The sequence below is a fragment of the Actinomadura sp. B10D3 genome, assembly GCF_039871695.1.
Classification (GTDB): domain Bacteria; phylum Actinomycetota; class Actinomycetes; order Streptosporangiales; family Streptosporangiaceae; genus Spirillospora; species Spirillospora madurae.
Window position 1 is genome coordinate 27,759 of the sequence record NZ_JBDPLY010000017.1, and the last position, 21,426, is coordinate 49,184.

At 71.0% G+C, this 21,426-nt stretch carries 20 protein-coding genes and 1 pseudogene; 10 read left to right on the forward strand and 11 right to left on the reverse strand.

Translation table 11 applies throughout. The features are described from left to right. Positions 1–40: 40 nt before the first annotated feature. Complete coding sequence (locus ABGB11_RS24400) at positions 41–1,525, reverse strand: alpha/beta fold hydrolase (protein ID WP_347636284.1); 1,485 nt, start codon at positions 1,523–1,525, stop codon at positions 41–43. A 171-nt stretch (positions 1,526–1,696) separates the two neighbouring features. Beyond that, entirely contained in the window at positions 1,697–2,326 is a 630-nt protein-coding gene (locus tag ABGB11_RS24405) for an LUD domain-containing protein (RefSeq protein ID WP_347636285.1), read from the reverse strand. Between the two features lie 158 nt (positions 2,327–2,484). On the opposite strand from ABGB11_RS24405, the gene sigJ reads away from it, so the two are divergent. Then, on the forward strand, positions 2,485–3,426 hold the full coding sequence (gene sigJ, locus ABGB11_RS24410; RefSeq protein WP_347636286.1) for an RNA polymerase sigma factor SigJ: 942 nt from the start codon (positions 2,485–2,487) through the stop codon (positions 3,424–3,426). Positions 3,427–3,451: 25 nt separating this feature from the next. Here the strand turns inward: sigJ and ABGB11_RS24415 are convergent, their stop codons facing one another. Beyond that, positions 3,452–3,757, reverse strand: a complete 306-nt coding sequence (locus tag ABGB11_RS24415; RefSeq protein ID WP_347636288.1) for a hypothetical protein — start codon at positions 3,755–3,757, stop codon at positions 3,452–3,454. A gap of 71 nt (positions 3,758–3,828) precedes the next feature. Between ABGB11_RS24415 and ABGB11_RS24420 the strand changes: the two genes are divergently transcribed. Beyond that, entirely contained in the window at positions 3,829–4,326 is a 498-nt protein-coding gene (locus ABGB11_RS24420; RefSeq protein ID WP_347636289.1) for a GNAT family N-acetyltransferase, read from the forward strand. 171 nt (positions 4,327–4,497) lie between these two features. Here the strand turns inward: ABGB11_RS24420 and ABGB11_RS24425 are convergent, their stop codons facing one another. Beyond that, positions 4,498–5,157 carry a TIGR00730 family Rossman fold protein gene (locus tag ABGB11_RS24425; protein WP_347636290.1) on the reverse strand — a complete coding sequence of 220 codons (660 nt, stop codon included), beginning with the start codon at positions 5,155–5,157 and terminating at the stop codon, positions 4,498–4,500. A gap of 436 nt (positions 5,158–5,593) precedes the next feature. Between ABGB11_RS24425 and ABGB11_RS24430 the strand changes: the two genes are divergently transcribed. Continuing rightward, a complete protein-coding gene (locus ABGB11_RS24430; RefSeq protein ID WP_347636292.1) occupies positions 5,594–6,145 on the forward strand; it encodes an NUDIX domain-containing protein in 552 nt (183 codons plus the stop codon). A 114-nt stretch (positions 6,146–6,259) separates the two neighbouring features. Here ABGB11_RS24430 and ABGB11_RS24435 read toward each other — a convergent pair. After that, positions 6,260–6,388: pseudogene (locus ABGB11_RS24435) on the reverse strand (IS5/IS1182 family transposase); the annotation flags it as partial. Between the two features lie 49 nt (positions 6,389–6,437). On the opposite strand from ABGB11_RS24435, the gene ABGB11_RS24440 reads away from it, so the two are divergent. Together ABGB11_RS24440 and ABGB11_RS24445 are read left to right on the forward strand one after the other, a co-directional pair. Continuing rightward, positions 6,438–7,094, forward strand: a complete 657-nt coding sequence (locus ABGB11_RS24440) for an SDR family oxidoreductase (RefSeq protein WP_347636293.1) — start codon at positions 6,438–6,440, stop codon at positions 7,092–7,094. A 125-nt stretch (positions 7,095–7,219) separates the two neighbouring features. Continuing rightward, on the forward strand, positions 7,220–7,501 hold the full coding sequence (locus ABGB11_RS24445) for a hypothetical protein (RefSeq protein WP_347636294.1): 282 nt from the start codon (positions 7,220–7,222) through the stop codon (positions 7,499–7,501). A 1-nt stretch (position 7,502) separates the two neighbouring features. Here ABGB11_RS24445 and ABGB11_RS24450 read toward each other — a convergent pair whose 3' ends face one another. Further along, a complete protein-coding gene (locus tag ABGB11_RS24450) occupies positions 7,503–8,243 on the reverse strand; it encodes an aminotransferase class IV family protein (protein WP_347636296.1) in 741 nt (246 codons plus the stop codon). A gap of 200 nt (positions 8,244–8,443) precedes the next feature. Between ABGB11_RS24450 and ABGB11_RS24455 the strand changes: the two genes are divergently transcribed. The 3 genes from ABGB11_RS24455 to ABGB11_RS24465 are packed head-to-tail and all read left to right on the forward strand — an operon-like array spanning position 8,444 to position 11,330. Further along, entirely contained in the window at positions 8,444–9,856 is a 1,413-nt protein-coding gene (locus ABGB11_RS24455) for a hypothetical protein (RefSeq protein ID WP_347636297.1), read from the forward strand. Next, positions 9,853–10,449, forward strand: coding sequence for a hypothetical protein (locus ABGB11_RS24460; RefSeq protein ID WP_347636298.1), 597 nt, complete (start codon positions 9,853–9,855; stop codon positions 10,447–10,449). Before ABGB11_RS24455 ends, ABGB11_RS24460 begins: the two co-directional genes overlap by 4 nt. Continuing rightward, the gene (locus ABGB11_RS24465; RefSeq protein WP_347636300.1) at positions 10,446–11,330 is read left to right on the forward strand and encodes a hypothetical protein; all 885 of its coding nucleotides are present in this window, start codon (positions 10,446–10,448) and stop codon (positions 11,328–11,330) included. Before ABGB11_RS24460 ends, ABGB11_RS24465 begins: the two co-directional genes overlap by 4 nt. On the opposite strand, the gene ABGB11_RS24470 is transcribed toward ABGB11_RS24465, so the two are convergent. From ABGB11_RS24470 to ABGB11_RS24480, 3 genes are read right to left on the reverse strand one after another with little or no spacing between them, the layout of a single operon-like run. Next, positions 11,324–12,754 carry a metallophosphoesterase family protein gene (locus tag ABGB11_RS24470; protein ID WP_347636301.1) on the reverse strand — a complete coding sequence of 477 codons (1,431 nt, stop codon included), beginning with the start codon at positions 12,752–12,754 and terminating at the stop codon, positions 11,324–11,326. The genes ABGB11_RS24465 and ABGB11_RS24470 overlap by 7 nt on opposite strands. A 57-nt stretch (positions 12,755–12,811) precedes the next feature. Further along, a complete protein-coding gene (locus ABGB11_RS24475; RefSeq protein WP_347636302.1) occupies positions 12,812–13,531 on the reverse strand; it encodes a glutamine amidotransferase in 720 nt (239 codons plus the stop codon). Then, positions 13,521–14,771: a MurT ligase domain-containing protein gene (locus ABGB11_RS24480; RefSeq protein WP_347636304.1), complete on the reverse strand. Its 1,251-nt coding sequence runs from the start codon at positions 14,769–14,771 to the stop codon at positions 13,521–13,523. The genes ABGB11_RS24475 and ABGB11_RS24480 overlap by 11 nt, the downstream gene beginning before the upstream one ends. 458 nt (positions 14,772–15,229) lie before the next feature. On the opposite strand from ABGB11_RS24480, the gene ABGB11_RS24485 reads away from it, so the two are divergent. Beyond that, complete coding sequence (locus tag ABGB11_RS24485) at positions 15,230–16,657, forward strand: hypothetical protein (RefSeq protein WP_347636305.1); 1,428 nt, start codon at positions 15,230–15,232, stop codon at positions 16,655–16,657. A 154-nt stretch (positions 16,658–16,811) separates the two neighbouring features. Next, on the forward strand, positions 16,812–17,555 hold the full coding sequence (locus ABGB11_RS24490) for a hypothetical protein (protein WP_347636306.1): 744 nt from the start codon (positions 16,812–16,814) through the stop codon (positions 17,553–17,555). 1 nt (position 17,556) lies between these two features. Here the strand turns inward: ABGB11_RS24490 and ABGB11_RS24495 are convergent, their stop codons facing one another. Then, positions 17,557–20,397 carry an ATP-binding protein gene (locus ABGB11_RS24495; RefSeq protein WP_347636307.1) on the reverse strand — a complete coding sequence of 947 codons (2,841 nt, stop codon included), beginning with the start codon at positions 20,395–20,397 and terminating at the stop codon, positions 17,557–17,559. A gap of 305 nt (positions 20,398–20,702) precedes the next feature. Continuing rightward, positions 20,703–21,305 carry a hypothetical protein gene (locus ABGB11_RS24500; RefSeq protein WP_347636309.1) on the reverse strand — a complete coding sequence of 201 codons (603 nt, stop codon included), beginning with the start codon at positions 21,303–21,305 and terminating at the stop codon, positions 20,703–20,705. Positions 21,306–21,426 lie beyond the last annotated feature (121 nt).

Sequence of the window (21,426 nt, forward strand, 5' to 3'; positions counted from 1 at the left end):
GTGGCCGTGGGGTCGACGTCCTGTCCACCAACTCAGCGGGTCAGGAGGGGGTCGGGACGCCGGGGCAGGTGGTGGCGCGGCGGCCGGTCTCGAAGTAGGCGACGATCTTGGCGGCGCAGCCGGGGACCCGGAGGGCGGAGCCGTGCACGTCGTCGTCGATGGTCGCCAGGGTGCCGCCGACGGCCTCCTGCATGCGCGGCGCCCACGCATACGGGGTGGCGCTTTCATGGCGGTGGCCCGAGAGCATCAGCGAGCCGCCGCTGTGCCGCAGGCGCGGCACCTCCGTGCGGAACGGCCAGCCCGCGCACTTCGGCAGGAAGGGCGTGGCCTGGGCGGTCACCGGGTAGCGCGTCAGGCGCTCCTGGTAGGCGTTCCAGCCTGCCTCGAAGGAGGTGGCCGACGGGTCCTCGTTGCAGTGGATCGCAAGGCCCGCGGTCTGCTCCTTGCCTCCGCCGCCCGGCGGACGGCCTCCGAACATCTCCTTGACCGCAGGCGGCGCGGTCGGGCCTTCGGCGTCCGCCAGTTCCGCGAAGACCTGGGCGACCATGGGCCACATGGGGCTCGCGGACCCCGCCACCTGGGAGATCAGGTGACCGTCGACGGTCAGACCGATGTCGGTGAAGGTCAGCGGGTCGGCGTCGTAGGACCTGCGCATCTTCTCCAGCGTCGCCGCCACCTGGCGCCGGGACGTCCCGAGCCCGTAGGCGGCGTTGCGTTCGGCGATCCAGGCGGCCATCCGCTGGAAGTCGCGGGCGGCGGCTTCGGGACGGTCCTCGGAGATGGCGTCCGACCAGAAGTCGGGGTGCATCACGCTGTCCAGCCACATCCGGCCGACCTTGCCGGGGAAGAGGCTCCGCAGGACGGCGCCCAGCCCGGTCCCCCAGGAGACCCCGTAGAAGCTGATCTTCGGTTCGCCCAGCGCGGCGCGGATCCTGTCGACGTCGCGCGCCACGTTCGCGGTCGTGAGCCGGCTGAGGAAAGCCGGGTCCTTCCGGGCGCATTCCCGGTTCCGCTCGACCTGCTCGGCGTAGAGCTTCCGGGCCTCCTTCTCGGTGACCGGTCCCGGTTGCGGGCGGCCCTCCCCCACCGGGCAGTCGACCTTCGTGCTGTGGCCCACGCCTCGCGGATCGAATCCGATCAGGTCGTACCGCCGGTCCAGCTCCGCGCCTCTCCTGACGACCTCGATCGGCATCAGGTAACCGCTGCCGCCGGGGCCCCCTGGGTTGAGCGCCAGGCTGCCCAGGCGGTGCGCCCGATCCGTGGCCTTCAGCCTGGTCACGCCGATGCTGATCTGCTTTCCGCGCGGGTCGGCATAGTTCTGCGGGACGCTGAGAGTGCCGCATTCCAGCCGTCCCAGAAGTCGCCTGTATTCCGCCAGTTCGTTGTCTCGGACGCCCTGCGCTCGCAGCTCATCGTCGGTGTATTCCGGGCACGTCTGCCATTCGATGGCCTGCGGCTTGGTCTGGGCGGCCTCGGCTCGCGGCACGACGGCCGGTGCCCCGATGGCGAAAAGGCCCGCCAGCAACGTCCCAAGGATCGCAAAGGGCCCGCTCTTCGCAGGACTCACTACCCGATTCCCTCCCTCACGGTCGCCCGGGACCCCCTTCCGGCAGCGCCCAGGCGTGGCATTTCACCTCACGCCCTGTTATGCACCCACGGTGGTTTCTCCACCGTTTCCCCCGGACGGATGCGGGCGTCAGAAGCCGATGGCTTCGCGGAGCAGGAGGACGGTGCCGCGCCCCGGGAACGGTTCCGCGTTGAGGACGAGGAGACGGCTGACGACGCTGGGCCAGCCGTGGACCGCCTGGGTGCGGGCGCTCTCCAGCGGGAGGCAGTGTTCTTCGACGCGCCGCAGTGCGGCGCTCAGGTCGGGCACCACCTTCTGCGCCCCGACGATCCAGATCGCGCGGGCGGCGCCGCCGGCGTAGCCGGGCAGCTGGCTTCCGCTGCCGGAGGCGATCACGAGGGAGCCGGTTTCGGTGACGGCGGCGACGCTGCCCACGGCGACGTCGGGGACGGCGAGCATGCGCCGGATCTCGTCCGTCTGGGTCGCGCGGTCCATGGCCAGAACGCGCGGCTTGACGGCCTGGTATCGGCCGCCGGCGTTGATGTCCTCATCGATGCCGGACAGGCGGAGGGTCTCGCTGGCCCCGGTGAACACGCTGGCGCCGTCCGGTATCAGCTCCTGGACGCGGGTCCGCGCGGCGGCGGCGTCGTTCAGGATCTCGACGGTGAAATTGTGTTCGGTGAGCGCGGCCGCCACCTGAGCGAGGCGCGGCGCGGACGCCGGTTCGGTGAACGACATTTCCGGGATGCGGGTGGTCATGATGTCTCTGAGCCTCCTGCTCGCTGGACGATGGGTTCGTCTCAGCGGTTCGACAAGGCAGCCGTCCGGGATGTCAGGCGACGCACCGGCCTCACATTCCGGCGGGCCCGCTTGTCGAACCTGTGAGGGCAGGAGCGACCGAGGGAGCCGTCTGCACCATGACCACCCGATCCGGGCCGGGACGGGACCGGCACGATCCGGGCCTGGACGCGATCATGAGCGAGCGACGCCGGCTGGTCGGCCTCGCCTACCGCCTGCTCGGGTCGCTGTCCGAGGCCGAGGACGCCGTCCAGGAGACGTTCGCCCGCTGGTACGGCATGTCCCGGCGGCAGCAGGACGCCATCGAGTCGCCCGGCGCCTGGCTGACGACGGTCACCAGCCGCATCTGCCTCAACCTGCTCGGCTCGGCGCGGGCCCGGCGCGTGACCTACGTGGGCGAATGGCTCCCCGAGCCGCTCCCCGGGCGGACGGAGTGGGTCGACGGGCGGCCAGGGGGCGCGACCTCCGACCCGGCCGACCGGGTCACCCTGGACGAGTCGGTCGGCATGGCCTTCCTGGTCGTCCTTGATTCGATGACCCCGGCCGAGCGCGTCGCGTTCATCCTGCACGACGTCTTCTGCCACCCGTTCGCGGAAGTCGCCGAGATCGTCGGGCGCACCCCGGCCGCCTGTCGCCAGCTGGCCTCCTCGGCCCGCCGCCGTATCCGGGCCGCACGGCCCTCAGCCACTCCGGCGCCCCCGCGCGCCGGGATCGTCCGGGACTTCAAACGGGCATGGGAAGCGCAGGACATCGACGCCCTCATCGGCCTGCTCGACCCCGACGCCACGGCGACCGCCGACGGAGGCGGACTCGCCACCGCTTTCCTGCGTCCCATCGAAGGCCGGGAGGAGGTCGCGCACGCCTGGGCCGATCTCGCCCACCGGAGGCAGGGCGACATGACCTTCCTGGAACGCACGGTCAACGGCCAGCCCGGACTGGAGGCCCAGCAAGACGGCGTCACCGTCACGGTGTTCGCATTCGAGGTCGCGGGCGATCGGATCAAGCACATCTGGGTGATACGCAACCCCGAGAAGCTCCGCCATTGGACGGCCAGCGCGTGAAACCGCTGGGCCTCCCCGGCTCTGGTCAGAGCAGCGTGGCGACGTCGTTGCCGACGTACTGGAGTTTTCGTTCGTGCCGCGCGTTGTAGGCGCACTCCCGGGAGTTATGCGTCGCCTCGTCCAGCCCCACGTTGATGACGCCGACCACACCGCCCTCCGCGTCCGCCGACGCGGGCCCTGCCAATGCCGGCAGCGTCGCGGCGCACAGCGACGACATGGAAGCCGGCTTGAGGAATTCACGCCGGGCGAGCATGACAGCATCCCTCTCCGTAACCGTTCCGGGTTGATCAGCATTGGCCGGAACGATGTTCGGCGGCACGCCGGGCAGCACCAGGATCGGCCGTAGGGAAGCCCGAGACGGTTCCCGGCACCCGTGCCGAGCCCGGCGGGTACGGTGATCAGATGATCGAGATTCGTGCCGCCCGCCCGGAGGACGGTGACGCGCTCGGCGAGATCCACGCCACCTCGTGGGAGGCGTCCCACGCCCCGTTCTTCCAACCGGAGTTCGCCGCGCAAGCCGTCGAGAGCAGGCGCACGAAATGGCATGACCGGATCGCGGAGGGCGCCGGGACGATCCTGCTCGCCGAACTGGACGGCCGTCCCCTGGCATTGTCGTTCTCGCGCCTGTCCCCGACCCGGCCCGGCCTCCCAGAGATCTTCGGCTTCTACTGCCACCCCGACGGCTGGGGCAAGGGCATCGCCGCGGCGCTGATGACGGAGACGCTGCGCCGCCTCCGCGATGACGGCTTCACCCACGTCCACCTGTGGACGCTGCGCGACACCGCCCAATCCCGCCGCTTCTACACCAAATGCGGCTTCACCGAGTCAGGCGCCACGCGCGGCTTCGACTACGGCGACGGCAACCCCATCCAGCAGGTCGAATACGAACGCCCCTGCTGAAGTGATCAGGCGGAAGGGAGAAGGGTGACGCCGTAGCGGGCTCGCCGAGGCTCTTCGAAACCTTCGGTAGACGAGAACTCCCGGTCGGACAGCGGAACGCCGCTGTCCGGCCGGGAGTCAACTACTGCTCAGGTTCCGCACCCCGGGCGAAACCTTGCATCATGTGGCCGCCTAGGAGGCGGCGCCTCTCAGGACCTCCAGAACCTCACGCGCGGTGTCGACGACATGCACCAGGTCGAGGTCCTCCTCTGAGATCGTGCCGTAGGACAGCGGCTTGTCCTCGAGCCAGGAGATCAGGCCTTTCCAGTACTTGGTGTCGACCAGAATGACCGGACTTCTGCGGAGCTTCGCCGTCTGGATGAGGGTCAGTACCTCGAACAGTTCGTCGAAGGTCCCGAACCCGCCGGGCATGACCACGAACGCGTCCGCTTCCTCCATCACGAGCTTGCGGAGGCAGAAGTGCCGGAACTCGACTCCCCTGTTGATGAAGCGGTTGAGCCCCTGCTCTCGCGGCAGTTCGATGCCCAGTCCGAGCGACTGACCACCCTCGTCCCGGGCTCCCTTGTTGGCGGCCTCCATGGCGCCGGGCCCGCCGCCCGTGATCACAGTGAAGCCGGCCCGGGCCAGCGCCCCGCCGACGTCGACACCGCGCTCGTACAGCTCGATGCCGGGAGCGGTGCGGGCGCTGCCGAACACGGTGACCGCCCGCTTGACCCCGGCCAGGAGGCTGAGGCCCTCTACGAGCTCTTTCGTGAACCTGTCGCAGAAGTCCGCGTCCAGTTGGGCCAGCTGGAACTCTCTCGAATTACCGAGGGAGATCGTTTCATTCATTGTTGAACCTCACATTTACTCGCTTGCGCATCCGAGACGTCGCAAGGGCACCCGTCTGTCGGGCGCCACTCGTGACCGTCCGCTGAATGCGACCACCGGCCACCGCTCATGAGCCCGCGGCTCCGGCGGTCTCGCGTCGTCGCGCGCGACGTCTGAGGGCGAGGGCGGTGAGGCTACGGCTGGTGAATTCGCGCCAGGCCAGCCCGCTTGAGCCGGTGGCCCAACAGCAGGTGCCGCACATCACGTGGACGTATGCGACCCGCGCCGGGTGAGTCATGAGCTGCGAGCCTTCCCTCCCGGCAGATCTTGATCAGCAGCCGATCACGCGCGCTCCGCAATGTCGTTGCCGATGATCATCTGCGCTGCACTGTCCTAACTGCGGCCATCGGTGCCGCAAAAAAGACCGAAAAAGAAGAACATAGGAGGTGATGCAGTGATGGCCACTGCATCGAAGAGAGAGAAGTCGTGCGACGGTTTCTCCGTCGGCGTGGTCGTTGTGTCCGGGGCCCGTGTGCTGATCGGGTTGGACCCGAGAGGGGGCTGGTCCGGTGGTGCCGGACACATCTACGACGAGTTCAACGAGCCGCGTGAGGCTGCCGAGATGGAAACCTGGGAAGAATTCGGCGTCAGCCCCGACCAGTTTTTCCATATGGAGGAACGGCGGCTCCCCAACCACTGCCTGCGCGGGAGCGGTCCGGAGGGGCCGGGCCACCAGTGGCATGTCTACCTGGCGGTCGTCGAAACGCAGGACCTCGACATCGATGAGAGGTCCTTCGCAAAAGCCCAGTGGGTCACCCGCCAGGTGATTCAGTATCTGGCCGAGTACACCGTAAACTATGCCCGGCGAGAGGTATCCACCGCGTCCTGGGACGAAAAGCCCGGCCTGTTGCCGGTCTGGGTTCTGGTGTTCGCGATGGCGCAGATCATCGAACTCTCCGAGGATGACCTGCTTGCAGTCGAAAGGTTCCTTGACGACGGCGAGCGGTAACACTCACACGAGGGTCGGCCGGGACGCCGACCGACCCTCGTGGCGTCCTTGAGCGGCTCGGGCTTGTTCTTGCCCTTGTAGGGCATCTTGACCTGGGGGTCGGCTCGTGGTCCCGCGGTCGATCGGGATCAGCGTGCCGTCCATGACCAGGTAGAGCAGACCGTCCTTCTTGGCTTTGGCCAGTGCCCGGCTGAGTTTGGGTGATCGAACCGACAGCAGCGTCACCGTCTCGTTGACGTAGCGCCCTACCGTGGGCAGGCTGCCGGTTGCCAGCCGTAGGAGAATCGTCGGCATGACCAAACCCGTTTTTGTCGTTCTCGGTGCCGGTCCCGGCCTGGGGCTGTCCGTCGCCCGCCGTTTCGCCCGCGAGGGGCATGCCGCGGTGCTGACCACCCACGCGGCCGACCACGCCGACTCCCTGGCCTCCACCCTCCGGGACGAGGGGCACGAGGCCGAGGGCGCCGGGGTCGAGCTGACCGATCCCGTCGACATCAGCAATGTGATCGGCGGGGCGGGCGAGCGCCACGGGCGGATCGACGTCCTGCACTTCAACCCCAGCGCGTGGCGGGAGAAGGATCCGCTGCACCTCAGCGTCCCCGAGCTCCTGGAGGACGTGGCGTTCGGGGCCGGTGCGCTGCTTCCCGCCGTCCAGGCCGCGAGGCCGTTCATGAGGGCGGGTGCCCGCGTGCTGGTCACCGGGTCGGCGGCGGCGGACCACCCGTCCCGCATCGCCGCGTCGCTCGGCGTCCAGAAGGCCGCGGTGCGCAACCTCGTCACCAGCCTCGACGCCACCCTCGCGCCCGACGGCATCCGCGCGGTCGCGGTGCAGGTCAACGGCGTGCTCGCCAAGGAGGGACCGTTCTCCCCGCCGCCGATCGCCGACGCCATGTGGCGGGCCGTCAGCCGCCCCGACACCGACTGGACACCCCACGTCCCCTACGACGGCTGACACCGGCGGCCCGGAGGTTTGCCCGGGGCGCGGCGGGAGATTGACCAGGACAGCACCGGGTCGCAGGGAGCGTGGACGGGGGTCGCGCCGGCTCCGGTGCGGCAGGGGGCACCGCTATGCGAGTCATGCTGCGAGCGCAGATGGACACCCAGGTCTCGAACGAGACGCTCAGGAAGGGCCGGCTTCCCGAGATCTTGAAGGCGATGGTGGAGCAGCTCCAGCCCGAGGCTGCCTACTTCGGTCCCAGCGAGGGCGGGCGGGCCTGCACCTTCGTCTTCGACATGCAGGACAGCTCGACGCTGCCGGTCATCGCCGAGCCGCTCTTCCAGGAGCTGGGCGCGAAGATCGAGATCCAGCCGGTGATGACGCGGGACGACCTGGAGAAGGGCCTCGCCGCCCTGCAGTGAGTCAGATGCGGTCCCAGGGGACGGACGCGTAGGCCTTGTCCACCGAGGCCATCTGGTCGCTCACCGGGTAGGACACGTCGCCGATGCGGGTGACCGGGGCGATTCCCAGCGAGTTGGTGACGAAGGCGCCGTCGAAGGACGGGAGGTCGTCCAGGCGGATCTCCTCCCGGCCCGGGCGGAGCCGCTCGTCGATCAGGTGCATCGTGATGCCGCGCAGCATCGGGGCGTCCGGCCAGACGACGCCGCCGTCCCGGAAGAAGCCGATGTTGGTGATGCCGCCTTCGGCGACGCGCCCGTCCCGCAGGACGAGAAGCGCGTCGTCGAAGCCGGCGCGCCGGGCCTGGAGCCCGAAGTGGATCTGGCCGAAGCCGCCGACGTGCTTGATGTGCGGGACGGGCCGCTCGTACACGACCGGCAGCAGGCCCTGCGGGCTCGACGGCGCCTCCACCGGAGGACGCACCGCCACCAGGACCACCGGCTCCGCCTCCGGCCGGTAGACGCTCACCCGGACGGAGGCGTCCTCGTCGCCGGCGGCGTGGCGGATGAGATCGCGGACGCGGTCGGCGTCCAGGCCCGTCCCGAAGAGCTCCCGGGTGGCCGCGTCGAGGCGGCGCAGGTGCGCGTCCAGGCCGCGGACCCGTCCGCCCCGCACCTGCATGGCGGTGAAGTGGCCGTAGTTGACCAGGGCCGGGTGGGCGAGGGCGTCGGCGGTCGCCGGCCGCCCGTTGACCTCAATGCGCATAGGTGACTTTCGCCGGGGTGTGCTGCCGGGGGGCGGGCCCGAGTCTAGGACGCCCGGAAGACCGGCGGGCCGGCGGGTCTGGGTCCTCGGGGCATGTCCGCGGGCCCAGACGGACCGGGCCGGACGGCCGTCCCACTGGGCCCGTGGTACCAGGTCCCGGGGCTCTACACGCGCGTCGGCCGAAGATTCATGCTGCGTGAATGTCGGTTTCGCGCAAACGTTCCCGGGACGTCGGTGAAGGCGCGGTCGGGTACATCGCGATGATCGCGATCCTGGCGAGCATCCTCGCGATGTCGTTCACGGGCGTGTCGACGGCCATCACGGACGGTCTGGGCTCGGCCCTCTGCCGGCTGATCACCGTGTCCCCCTGCCCGTGGGGGCACGGGCCGGAGCCCTCGGACGAGGAGAAGATCCCGTGCAACGCCGACACGGTGACGATCGAGCACAACGAGAACTTCCAGATCGTCTTCTACAGCCACAAGGACACGAGGCGCTCGGTCGTCGCGGTGCGGTCCAACGGTGAGATCTGGGAGACCACGGGATCGGACTCCAAGAACGGTTTCGACATCGAGGTCGGCGTCGGCTTCTCGCTCAAGGGGAAGGGCGCGAGCATCTCGGCCGGCGGCGGCATGGACTGGGGCGCGCACTCCTCCACGACGTGGCGGTTCAAGAACGAGAAGCAGCGCACCGAGTTCCACGACGCGGTCGAGCGCGAGACCATGCGGATCTGGAACTCCGAGGGGTGGGACGGGATCGAAAAGCTGAAGGAGGTCCCGTACGACATCGCCGACCGCATGGGGATCAACTACGGGACCTACTACGGCGAGAGCACCACGGGCTTCGGGAACGTCAGCGGCTCGTTCTCGATCGTCTCCGGCGGCGGCGGGATCGAGAACGCCGAGGAGGTCGGCACCATGCAGAACTCCGACGGCACGACGATCAAGACGTACAAGACCAACGAGACGTACGGCATCAACGGCGGCGTGGGCATCCTCATCGCCGAGGCCGGTGCGCAGAAGGACTGGGCGAACGGCTCGGTCATCTCAGTCTTCTACGACAAGAACGGCAAGCCCACGAAGGCGATCATCACCACCGACACCGGGAGCAGCTGGGACGCCAGCGCGTCCCTCGGGGCGACCTGGTCGCCGAGCCGCAAGAAGAACGGCCCGCCGGACCAGGACGGCAACCCCACCGACGACGGCGGCCCGCAGGGCAACAAGGGCGGCGGCCCCAAGTGGACGCCGTGGCAGGAGGGCGGCGGCGACCAGTCGACGACCCAGATCCACATCCCGCTGACGGACGACCCCCACGCCCAGCAGGTCATCGACGGGCTGCTCAACCCCTCGAAGGCGCTGTTCGACAACACCTATCCCGGCGGGATGCAGGGACTCACCGACGACTTCGACGAACTGGTGACGGACAAGGGCACCATCTACAACATGTCCTACGACAGGGAAGCGTCCAAGGACGGATTCGACGTGTCCGGCTCCTTCGGCGTCAAGCTCGGCGGATACGAGAACTCCACGGAACAGACCCATCTGAAGCTCACCGACGCCGCCATCGTGGACCCGGTGACCGGGGAGCGGAAGCCGTGGGCGGGGTGCCGGCCATGACCGCGCCGCGCATGCTCGCCGCCGGCATCGCGCTGCTGGCCGCCCTCACCGTCGCCGGATGCGGCGGGGACGACGGAGGCGACGGAGGGAAGGGCGCCGGGAAGGCGTCCACCCCGTCCCCGAGCGCGGCGGCGGTGAAGCTCGCCACCTACAAGGGCGCCGGGTTCACCGTCGGCTATCCGGCGGAGTGGGGGAAGGTGTCCGGCCACACCGTGGTTCCCAAGGCGGCGTTCGAGGTCGGGGTGAAGAGCCGGGACGGGCGCTCCATGGAAGCGTCCTTCGACGTCCTGGTGAACGAGGACCTGCCGTTCCCGCTCGCGCGGATCAGCAGCGACTTCGTGGCCTTCAGCCGTCCCGCGAAGAACTTCCGGCTGATCGGCAGGACGAAGGTGGAGCTGGACGGCGCCGAAGGGTGGGAGGTCCGCAAGAGCTACCGGTCCCCCGAGGGAAAGGAGCTCAAGCAGTACGACCTGTTCACCAAGACGCCCCAAGGCAAGGTCATCGACGTGCGGATCATCATGCTGCCGAAGCTCTACGACTCCAACCAGGCAATGCTGGACTCCGTCCGTTCGTCCTTCCGGTTCGCGCCATGAGCGGCTACGAGATCCGGGGCATCGCCGGGCACCGGGGCATCCGTCCGAGCGGTCCGCCGGCGGCCTGCCTGGCGGCGGTCGGGGTGCTGCTGGTGCAGCAGTCCGCGATCCGCTGGTGGCTGGACATACCCGGCCTCGGGCTGTTCGAGGACACCAACGACGGCGTGATCGCCACCACGCTGCCGGTGGTCCTCGGGGCGCTGCTGGTGGCCACCGCAGTGGCGGGCCACCTCGCGGTGAGCGCCGAGGACCGCGACACCGGGACGCTCGGCGACGCGAGCCAGCAGGCGCTGCTGGTCATCGCCCTGGTCTGCGTCACCGTCCTCCCCCTCCTCGCCGGACGGCCCCTCTTCGGCGCCCCGCATTCCGCCAGCCTGCCGCTGCTCGTCCTCGCCGCGGAGATCGCCGTCGGCACCGGATTCGGCGTGGCCTACGCGACGCTGCGCGTTCCCGCGTTCAAGGCGATCCTGGCGGCCTGCCTGATCGCGTCGCTCGTCTCGCTGCTGGGCCGGGGAATCCTCACCCAACTGCTGTTCTCGGACGCTCCGGTCATGGCGGTGCCCGCGGAATTCGACGGTGTCGAGCTCAAGGTCGAGGAACTGCGCGCCTGGACCCCGCGCGTGCACGCACTGGCGATCGCACTCGCCGTCGTGATGTCGGTGCCGTTCCTCTCCCGGGTGCGCGATCGGACGAAGGCACTGGTCGCCGTCGCCGCGGCACCCCTGGTCTTCACCGCGCTCACGCTGCTGCTGGGTGTGGTCGGAAGCGGAACGGCCGCTGCCAATGCGTACGGGACGAGCTGGTGGCTCTATTGCCCGGCGGGGGCGGCCGTCGGATACGTGGTCGCGCTGCCGTTGACCCGGCTGTTGAAGCGTCACTGACCTCGACGCCCGGAGACGCCGGAAAGGTCTCGGGCGACGACCGTGTTGCGGTCGGTCGAACGGTTTCCCAAGGACAGCTGCGGCCATTGCCCCGACAACTCCTGCCGGCTGCGCTCGCTCCATGCCCGCGCCTCGTCGCCGCGCGTCTTGTAGAAGTTGAGCGCGTAACCGCCTGAGTGGACGCGGAGCAGCGTGAAACCGCCCGGGTATTCCTTCACGGCCCCCACCTCCTGCTGGACGACCCTCGGCGCGAGCGGGAAGACCGAACGCTGGTTGCGGTGCGTGTGGCCCGCATGGTGGAGGAAGACGCCGGGAGCCCGGTTGTAGGCGGTGAGGATTCTCAGGGACTGGCCCGCGTCCAAGGAATGGGTTCCGGTTATGGCGAGCGGGTCGTTCTCGGTGAACAGCGGGTGGTGGCCGAAAACGATGGTGGGACGGTCCGGGTCCTTCTTCAACTCGGCCTCGAACCACGCCTGCTGCTCTGCGGAAAGACCGCCCGAGTCCCCACCGTCACCGGGCTTGTCGTAAGTATCCAGCCCGATGACGCGCAGGCCTTGAAGGTCGTGGGAGAAATAGGTGCGGCCGGACGGGAAGAACGCGTCCTTGAAGCAGTCGTTCCCCTGATGCTCGCCGGGCCTGCACGCACCGTAGGGCGCACCCGCGTGAGCCCGGTCGTGGTTGCCACGGGCGATCAGGTAGTCGCCGCCCAGCGCCCCGAACGTGTCGAGGATGCTCTTGGCGCTCGCGAGGTCGGCCGGGGCCGCCTCGCTCGACACGTCCCCGGCGGCGAGAAGGTAGCCGGCGCCGCGGCTGCGGGCGTCCGCCACCAGGGCCCTGGCCATCACCTCCGGATACGGCGGATGGCCGGGGACCTGCTCGATGCCTTTGATCCACGGCAGCTGCCCGACCAGCCCGGCGACCGTCTCGCCCAGGTGGAGGTCGTTGCAGAGGGCGACGGAGAACAGGTGGCGGCCCGGGGGCGGCTGCGGGGTCGTGAAGGAGAACACGTCTCCGAGCGGCGTACCGGCCGCCTGGCCCGCCGCCAGCCAGGTCGGCGTCGCCGCACGCCCCTCGGAACGGGCCTTGTAGTAATACGTCCGGCCCGGCTCCAGGCCGGTCAGCTCGACGTAGTGGTACGGGGTGCCCGGCACGCCGTGAGCCACCCGGGTCAGGCGCGACGGGTGCGTCCCGTACAGCACCTCCGCGTCCGACGGGGCGGGCTGCATGCGGCCCAGCCCGTCGTCCGTCCCCGGAACGCCCGTGTACCAGGTGAGGACGGCCGTCGTCTCGGTGACGGTGACCAGCTCCAGGTTCACCGGCCGGACGGCGCCCGCCGCCCAGGCCGGGTCGGGCAGCAGGGAGGCGCCCGCGACGACGGCGCTCCAGCGCAGCAGGGCCCGGCGGGTCGGACGGCAGCAGATCATGATCGCTACCGTCGCACCGGCCCGGCCACCGCGCCAGACCCAAAGGGGCGGCCCCGGTCAGACCGTGACGGCGTTGAGGCGCTCCTCGCGGAGCCGCTCGGCCCAGGAGGCGTCCAGCGGCGGGAGGTCGCGGCCGACGGCCCAGCGGAGCAGCAGGTCGGCCAGGCCCGGGTTCCGGACGAGCGCCGGCCCGTGCATGTACGTCCCGAGCACGCGCCCGCTGTAGGCGCCCTCGAACCCGTCGCCGTTGCCGACGCCGTGCAGCACCTTCGCGAACGGCCGGGCGTTCGGCCCGAGCTGCGTGACGCCCTGGTGGTTCTCGAACCCGGTGATCCGGGGCACGTTCAGCTCGCCCGCGACGTCACCGACGATCTCGCCGACGGCGCGCTGCTCGCCGCGCCCCGAGCGGATGTCGAGGAGGCCGAGGCCCTGCACGGGCTGCCCCTCCTCGCCGCCGAACTCGTGTCCGAGGAGCTGGTAGCCGGCGCACACGGCGAACACCGTCGCCCCGGACTGGACGGCCCGCGCCAGCCCGCCGTCACCGCGCAGGCGCTGCGCCGCGAGGATCTGCGGCCGGTCCTCGCCGCCGCCGAGCAGGTAGATGTCGCCGTCGGCGGGGACGGGCTCGTCCGACCGCAGGCTCACGGTCTCGGTCGGGATGCCGCGCAGCGCCGCCCGGCGTTCCAGGACGATCGTGTTGCCCTGGTCGCCGTAGGTGCTGAGCAGGTCCGGGTAGATCCAGACGATCTTGACCCGGTCGGAAGCGTTAGACGACACGGCCGTACCTCGTTCGGATGCTCTGGAAGGCGGTGTAGTTGGCGATCACGTCCAGGTGGCCCGGCGGGACGGCCATGACCGCCTGGTCGATGTCGTCCACGAGCGTGAACGACACGTCCGCGGCCTCCAGCCGGGCCGCGAGGTCGACGCGGCGCTCGCCGGCCACCCACACGGGACGGCCGCGCAGGATGCGGTAGTCGACGTCCCACAGCCAGGACGTGTCGCGCCCGTCGGGCCCCTGCGCGTTGATCGACAGCGCGACCGGGCCGGGCGCGGGCTGCAGGACGTCGAACGCCTCCAGCCACCCGGCCGGGTTCTTCGACAGCAGCAGCCGGATCGAGCGGCCCTCGTGCTCGACCGTCGTGTAGCGTCCGGCGACCGACGTGACCTGCGACAGCAGCGGCAGCGCCTGGTCGGGCGCGACGCCGAACTGCGCGACGACGGCCAGCGCGATCAGGGCGTTCGACCGGTTCGCGCGGCCCGGCAGGGACAGCCCGGTGAGCGAGTACGTCCGGCCGTCCGGCCCGGTGACCAGGTCGCCCTTCAGCGCCCAGTCGGGGCGGGGACGGGCGAAGTGGCACTGCCGGCAGCGCCAGTCGCTGTCCTCGTCGGTGTCCTGCCGGTCGAGGGGGCCGCCGCACTCGGGGCAGCACCACGAGTCCTCGCGCCAGTGCTGGCCCGCCGCGACCCACGTGACGCTCTTGGCGGTGGACGCGCCCCAGGTGACCAGCGGGTCGTCGCAGTTGGCGATGACGTGGCTGGCCGGGGACGCCTCCAGCGCGCGCCGCCACTTTCCGGCCAGCAGCCAGATCTCGGCGGCACGGTCCATCTGGTCGCGGCTGAGGTTCATCAGCGCGACGACGTTCGCCCCGGTCTCCTTCAGGACCATCGGGACGTATTTCTCGTCACACTCCAGCACGCCGTAGCGGGCGGACGGCGCGGACGCGAGCGCGGACACGTGCCCGGTCGGCATGTTCGCGCCGAACGCGTTGGTGGCGACCTCCCCCAGCGGCGTCATCGCCGAGGTGATCAGCCGGGTCGTCGTCGTCTTGCCGTTGGTGGCGCTGACGAGGACGAGCTTGCGGTCCTTGGCGAGCCTGGTCAGCAGTTCGGGGTCGAGCCGGAGACCGACCTTTCCGCCGATCACCGAGCCGTCCCCGCGGCCCGCCATACGGGACATCTTGGCGGCCGTACGACCGAGCGCGACGGCCAGCTGCGAACGCAGCGGAAGATCGCTCATGAACTCCGTACTCTCTGGGTGCGCCGGGAAACCGCTCCGAGCCTAGCCGCTGAGCGCGCCGCTCGCGGCGTGGCGGCGGGGTTCGCGGACGTCCGCGGGGACGTCGGGACGCAATGTGAGGAGCATCACAGCTTTTCAGGTAAACCAGCGACGGGTTTCTTGACCAATACCGACATGTCGTGATTCGGTGCGACCTCCGACTGCGGTGTGCCAGATTCCCAACCACGCGTCCGAGAACGGCGTCACCCACTACTTTTGTCGGGAGCCCTGCTGGTACGCGGGGAGGCGGTGCCCGCCCCGGCCGGCGGGCCTGGAGCGCAAGCGTGGGCAAGCGGCTAAAAGGCGAGGTCTGAGCGATGCAGTGTCCGACGTGCGGGAATGACACGCCTGGGACGCTCGGGAAGTGTTCGCACTGCGCGGCGCCGATCGACGTGTACTCGGTCGGGCCCGCCGTTCCGATGGGCGCACCGGTCGCGGACGCCCCGCCGGCCGGCGGGGGCGACGCGATCGGCGACCGGACGATGATGGTGCCGCCGCCCACGCCGTCGTGGGCCTCGCCGCCGGCGCCCGACGCGGCCGTGCCGCCGGGGGGCGCCTCGCCGCAGCAGACGTCGCCGGAGCCTCCCGCCCAGCCGCCGCTCCAGTTGTCGGTGGAGCCGACGGGGCCGACGCCGGCCGCCGCGTCCCCGCTGCCGCCCGCCGACCCCGAGGACACCGCGGCCTGGACGTTCGACCCGAACGACTACGACGAGTCCGGCGGGTTCAGCACCCCGCCGCCTCCGCCCGCGTGGGCGAACGAGCAGCCCGCGAGCGAGCCGCCGGCCGGGAACGCGCCGTCCACCGGCTTCGGCGCCGACGAGCAGCCGAGCGGCGCCCAGTCGATCGTCCCGGAATCGTGGTTCGCGCAGCCCCGCAAGCCGGAGGCGCCCGAGGCCGAGGCGACGCAGGTGTGGGGACAGCAGCAGCCCGCGGGCCCGCCGCAGACGATGCTGGACGCCGACGCGACGCAGCTCGCCCCGCCGCCCGCGAACCTCGCCCCGCCGCCCGCGAACCTCGGCATGCCGGGCCCGGGCCAGGGCTTCGGCGGCCCCATGGACCAGACGCGGATGGACCAGACGCGGATGGACCCGGGCTCCCCGATGGCAGCTCCCATGCCCATGGGGCCGATGGGTCCGGGGATGCAGCCGATGGGGCCGGGCGGTCCCGGTTTCGGCGGCTTCCCGCCGGGACAGATGCAGCCCGGTCCCCTCCAGCCGGGCCAGAGCAGCGGCGGGACGAGCAAGCCGCTCATCGCCGCCGTCGCCGCGCTGGTCACGGTCGCGGTCGGCGCGGTGGCGTTCGTCGCGTGGCCGTCCGGTGACGAATCCTCGGCCGGCACGAACCCGTCTCCGGCCGCGTCCCAGACGCAGGTCGCGCAGAAGAACGCGATCCCGCCGGAGACCAAACAGCAGGCCGCGGTGCTGAACAAGATCCTCAACGACAGCGTCGACACGCGGCGGGTCCTCGCCGGGGCGCTCGGACGGGCCGGGAAGTGCAAGACGCTGCCGCAGGCGATCCAGGGGTTCCAGACGGTCGCGCAGCGCCGGACGAACCAGCTGAACCGCACGAAGGCCCTGAAGGTCGACAAGCTGGCCAACGGCGAGCGGCTGCGCGCCTCCCTGTCTCAGGCGCTCACGGCGTCGCTCCAGGTCGACCAGGTGCTGCTGCGGTGGGCGCAGACGAACCAGCCGCGCTGCAAGGGCAAGCCGCGTCCGAGCGCGGCGCGGGTTCCCGGACGTGCGGCCATCGAGCAGCGCGCGACGACGGCGAAGAAGCAGTTCGTCGTCCTGTGGAATCCGGTCGCGAAGAAGACGGGCCAGCCGCAGCGGAGCTGGAAGCGCGTATAACGGGCCGTAACGCAGTATTGTCGGACCGTTCGTACTCACGGGGCAGGGGGCCGACATGCGGTGTCCAAACTGCGGGACCGACACCTCGTCAGCGTCGTCCACGTGCATGCGCTGCAACGCGCCGCTTCCTCCGTCCGATGGCGGGGACGCGACGGTGCGCGACCCGCAGGGCGGGCCGGTTCCGCGAGAGCCCGTGCCGCCGCCCTGGACGCAGCAGTGGGGCGCGCAGGGCGACCGCACCACCCCGATGCCGCCGTCCGGGGAGCACACGACCCATCTCTCGCCCGAGCCGTGGGCCGAGCCCGCGATCTGGCAGCCGCCGGCGCCGCCGAAGCGCAGCAGGCTTCCGTACTTCCTGGGCGCGGCGGGCGTCGTCCTGCTGATCGGGGTGGCGCTGGCCATCGTGTTCTGGCCGAGCGGGTCCGAGACGGCGCCTCCGGCCGCCTCCGAGCCGTCCGCCCAGCAGAGCCAGAGCATCCCGTCCGAGACCGAGGGCTCCAAGGGCGACTTCGACGAGCAGGCCAAGGCCGTGGACAAGCTTCTGGACGAGATGGGCGCCACCCGCGCCGACCTCGGCAGGGTGGTGGTCGGCGGCTGCTCGGCGGACGGCCTTCAGCGCATCCTCAACGCGCGCCAGGGGCAGCTGGACAGGGCGCGCAACCTGCAGATGAGCGCGCTCGACAGCGGCGAGCAGATGCAGGACGCGCTCGTCCGGGCCCTGGAGGCGTCGACCGAGTCGAACCAGCGCTACCTGGACGGCGCCCCCGGCTGCCCGTCCGAGGGCGAGGTGTCGGACATCAACCAGCGCGCCAGCGACGCCAAGACCGAGTTCATCGGCTACTGGGCACCGGTCGCCGAGAAGGCCGGCCTTCCCGCCCGCACCGAGTCCGACATCTGAGTCAGCCGCCCTCGCGGGGCGGGTCGAGGAACGGCAGCCCCTTCGAGGGGTCCTCGAACGGCGTGACGAAACGGTCGAACCAGCTCAGCACCGGCTCCAGCCATCCGGCGACGCGCATCGTCTCGGCCACATGGTCGATCTGCTCGTCCTCGTCGAACCCGATCGCGACGACGGCGAGGTCCTGGAAGAAGCCCGACTGGTCGTCGTCGCCGTAGAGGGCCGTCACGGCGATCGGACGGTTGCGCTCCAGCTCCATCGACAGCGGATGGCGGCGCAGAGCGCGCAGGCGGTGGCCGAGTTTCGCGTCCGGCGGCTGCCTGAGGCCGGGAAGCGGGTAGTCGAGGGGCGGCGCGAGGGCGTGCTTGTCGGGGGCGGCGCCGCCGTAGGGGAACAGGCGGTCCAGCTCGTGCAGCCATTTGACCTGCGGGATCAGCCATTGCGGGCCGGGCGCGGCCCCGGAGGCGCCGCCGCCCAGCAGGTGCTGCGCGACCTCGGCGGCGGCGGCCGTCAGGTCGGACGGCGGGTAGGCGGTCCGCAGCGACCGGGACCGGCGCGTCACGGCCCGTTCCAGGACGGTCGCGAGCGCGCACTCGCGGAGCCTCGGCGCGAGGCGCGACCAGGCGCGCCCGAGTTCGGGCGGGACGGCCGGCATCGGACGGTTCACGACATGCGCCAGGACGAGCGTGTCGGCCCACAGCCGCAGCCACGCCCAGTCGGCGTGGCCCGCGATGAGGTCGGCCTCGCGGAGCTCCCACAGCGTGCAGGCGCGGCCCGACCGGCATTCGCAGCCGCAGGCCGCCGAGCGCCGCCCGTCGACCGGCGGGGGCGGGCCGGGCAGTTCGGCCTCGCGCCCCTCGCCGAGCGGGACGCGCACGCGCAGGGGGCGGTCCATGCCGTCCGCGAACACCGCCGCGACGCCCGGCCGGAGCGACACGACCTCGCGGGACTGGTCGCCGTCCAGGTTCATCGCCGCGCCGACCTGGTGCCGGTCGTCGTAGGCGGGCAGCCGGTGGACGACCTTCAGCGCCGTGTTCTTGATCACGTCCGGGACGAGCTTGGTCGGGATCTGCTCCGCCACGATGATGCCCTCGCCGTACGCGCGGATCTCCGCGAGCATCCCGGCGAACAGCTCGACCGCGTGCGAGCTGCCGCGCTCGGGCCCGCGGTTGCGCAGCAGCCGGTGCGCCTCCTCGATGACGATCACGTGCCGCAGCGCCGGACCGGCCGCGCGGTCGCGCCTGCGCTCGCGCATCCGCAGGTGCTCGACGATGCGGATGATGAGCGTCCCCATGAGGAACGCCTTGTCCTCGTCGTTCGCGACGTCCTCGATGGCGAGGACGATGTTGTCGCGGAGCATGCCGCCGATGTCGGCCGGGTGACCGCCCTCGAAGAACCGTCCCGCCGACCCGATGCGCAGCGACCTCAACCGCACGTCGACGAACCCCTGCACGTCGGCCATCAGCTCGCGCCCGTAGCCGACGTCCTGGATGACCTGGAGTGCCGCGTTCTGCAGCTGCTCCAGCGTCGGGACCGCCGGCTCGATCAGCGACCCGGGCACGCCCGCGCCCGTCACCACGTCCCACCCGTTGTTCTCGTAGACGCGCTGGAGCGCCTGCGCCATGATCTGCGGGAACGGCTCCTCGGCGTCGAATGCGGCCTGGAACAGCGCCCGCACCATGTCGATGTGCGCCTGGACGGGATAGCCGGGCTCGGGCGCGAGCGGGTTCACCGACAGCGGCACGGCCCCCGGGTCGGACGGGTTGACCACGGTCACCGGCCCGCCGAGGTCCTGGATCCGGCCCGCCATCGCCGCGTACTCCGACTTCGCCGGCTCGATCGCCAGCCACGGGACGCCCGCCCTGGTCAGCTGCTCCAGCAGATGCCGGACGGTCTGCGACTTGCCCGCGCCCGTCGCGCCCGTCACGAACACATGCCGGTTGATGGTCGACCGGGGCACGGTGAACCGTCCGACCTCCCGGTCCTGCCCGTCCAGGATGGCGCCCAGCTCGATCTGCGCCTCGCCGGTGGTCGGCGCGGTCTCGGACGTGACGTCGAAGTACCCGGCGTCCAGCACCCGCAGCCCCGGCACCTCCCGCCGCGGCAGCCCGGCCAGCGCCGCCAGCGCCCCCGCCGTCGCGACGAACGGGAACCGCTGCTCCTCCGCCGCGGGACGGACCGGCGCGGGCGCCGCCCCAGGGCTCAGCATCTCCGCGAACGTCCCGCTCCCCTGCCCCGACCTGAGCCGGTACGGATGATGGCCGAGCTCCATCGACCCGACGAGCACGGGCGCGATCTGCCCCAGCTCGTCCTGCGACGCGGCCCCGGCGAGGACACGCACCTGCCAGAGCCCGGCCTCGCGGAACGCGTCCAGCTCCGCCAGCCGCTGATCGGCCCGCGCGACCGCCAGCCGCGCGTGCTCGTCCTCGCCCCGCCGCAGCATCCGCAGCTCGTGATGCAGCTCGCGCATCTCGGTGTCGATCAGCCGCTCGTCGCAGGGATCGGCCACCACGAACCACCCGAACGGCCGCTCCATCAACGTGACGAGCGTCGCCTCGAACAGGCCCGGCCCACCCTCGACGCCGCCTCCCGGCGGTGCCAGCCGCCCGGGACACCGCGTCCACGTCATCCGCTCGGCCTGCCGCAACCACCCGTCCCCGACGGGCACCCCGCGCGCCCCGCTCGGGAACAGCAACCCGTGCGTCTCGGCCCCGGCCTCCGGCGTCCCGATCGGCCCCGCGTTGGTGATCAGCTGGAGCGGCGCCCCGCTCCCCGCCGACAGCCACCCCACGACGAACGGCCGCCCCAACCGGGCCGCCGACAACGCCGCAGGCAGCACGCTCACGAAATCCCACTCGGCCGAGGCCCCCCGCTGCGGCGCGGGCACGGCCTGGGTCCGGTACCAGGGCCCCGGCAACACCACCGACCCGCCCCCTAGAGACCCCGGCGGCCCGCCCCCCGGCATCCCGCCACCCCACCCGGAAGGCGGCCGGCCAGCGCGAGAAGAACCAGGGGGCATAGTCACCCCAGCATCCTTCCCCGCTCCCACGCCCCACGCCAATGCCCCGCCTGGAAGAACGGAGAAAGGAGCCCGGCCTAGACCGGACTCCCTCTTTTCGCGATGTGATGGTGACGCAAGCGCCACCGGTGTCACTCCCGCTTCAGCTCCTTCTCGATGGGATCGGCGGCCCGCGCCGCCGAGTCCGCCTTGACCGCGCGGTAGGCGGCGTACGCCACGATCAGTAACGCCGTCCACTGAAGCCGACTCGGGACCGGCAGGGTGACCGGGGCGAATGCCGAGAACGCGAAGATCGCGACCAAGGCCACCACCGGCGTTACCGCCGGTGCTGTCGCCGCCCAGGCTCCCATGTCCGCCTCGGTGATGTACCGGGCGGCCCTGGTCTGCATGACGGCGGCGAGCGCCGTCGCGAGAAGCCCCGCCATGATCATCGCCACGAATTCGGTGAAGCCCCACTTCCACTCCCCGATCGGCGTTCGGAGAATGTGGGAAAGCGGGACGCACAACGGGATGACGAAGACGAGGCAGATGACGTTCGCCTGCGCGACGCACTGATCGCGCTTTTCTCCCATCAGCTTCGCCTGACTGGGCAGGCTGAACGGATGGGTTGCCGCGGCCACCGCCGCAACGATCCCCGGAACGCTCACGCTTTCGGCGCCCGTTATGACATTGGTCGCCTGGAGCACTCCGATGAAGACGATGACGCGCCACCAGCGCCCCATCGTCGTGGTCATGGCAGCCCCCGCGAGAAGGCTGCCGAGTGTGGTGATGGATGCGTAGGGGCCCGCGCCGATCTGGGCGAACGCGAGGGGCCCTCCCAATTTCATCAAGGATGATGTCACGGCATGTCGCCGC

Bases quoted from the DNA above. Each gene is read 5' to 3' on its own strand.
- ABGB11_RS24405 (WP_347636285.1), bottom strand. From the start codon at position 2,326: ATGACCACCCGCATCCCGGAAATGTCGTTCACCGAACCGGCGTCCGCG.
- sigJ (WP_347636286.1), top strand. From the start codon at position 2,485: ATGACCACCCGATCCGGGCCGGGACGGGACCGGCACGATCCGGGCCTG.
- ABGB11_RS24420 (WP_347636289.1), top strand. From the start codon at position 3,829: ATGATCGAGATTCGTGCCGCCCGCCCGGAGGACGGTGACGCGCTCGGC.
- ABGB11_RS24425 (WP_347636290.1), bottom strand. From the start codon at position 5,157: ATGAATGAAACGATCTCCCTCGGTAATTCGAGAGAGTTCCAGCTGGCC.
- ABGB11_RS24430 (WP_347636292.1), top strand. From the start codon at position 5,594: ATGGCCACTGCATCGAAGAGAGAGAAGTCGTGCGACGGTTTCTCCGTC.
- ABGB11_RS24440 (WP_347636293.1), top strand. From the start codon at position 6,438: ATGACCAAACCCGTTTTTGTCGTTCTCGGTGCCGGTCCCGGCCTGGGG.
- ABGB11_RS24445 (WP_347636294.1), top strand. From the start codon at position 7,220: ATGCTGCGAGCGCAGATGGACACCCAGGTCTCGAACGAGACGCTCAGG.
- ABGB11_RS24450 (WP_347636296.1), bottom strand. From the start codon at position 8,243: ATGCGCATTGAGGTCAACGGGCGGCCGGCGACCGCCGACGCCCTCGCC.
- ABGB11_RS24455 (WP_347636297.1), top strand. From the start codon at position 8,444: ATGTCGGTTTCGCGCAAACGTTCCCGGGACGTCGGTGAAGGCGCGGTC.
- ABGB11_RS24460 (WP_347636298.1), top strand. From the start codon at position 9,853: ATGACCGCGCCGCGCATGCTCGCCGCCGGCATCGCGCTGCTGGCCGCC.
- ABGB11_RS24465 (WP_347636300.1), top strand. From the start codon at position 10,446: ATGAGCGGCTACGAGATCCGGGGCATCGCCGGGCACCGGGGCATCCGT.
- ABGB11_RS24470 (WP_347636301.1), bottom strand. From the start codon at position 12,754: ATGATCTGCTGCCGTCCGACCCGCCGGGCCCTGCTGCGCTGGAGCGCC.
- ABGB11_RS24480 (WP_347636304.1), bottom strand. From the start codon at position 14,771: ATGAGCGATCTTCCGCTGCGTTCGCAGCTGGCCGTCGCGCTCGGTCGT.
- ABGB11_RS24485 (WP_347636305.1), top strand. From the start codon at position 15,230: ATGGGCGCACCGGTCGCGGACGCCCCGCCGGCCGGCGGGGGCGACGCG.
- ABGB11_RS24500 (WP_347636309.1), bottom strand. From the start codon at position 21,305: ATGACCACGACGATGGGGCGCTGGTGGCGCGTCATCGTCTTCATCGGA.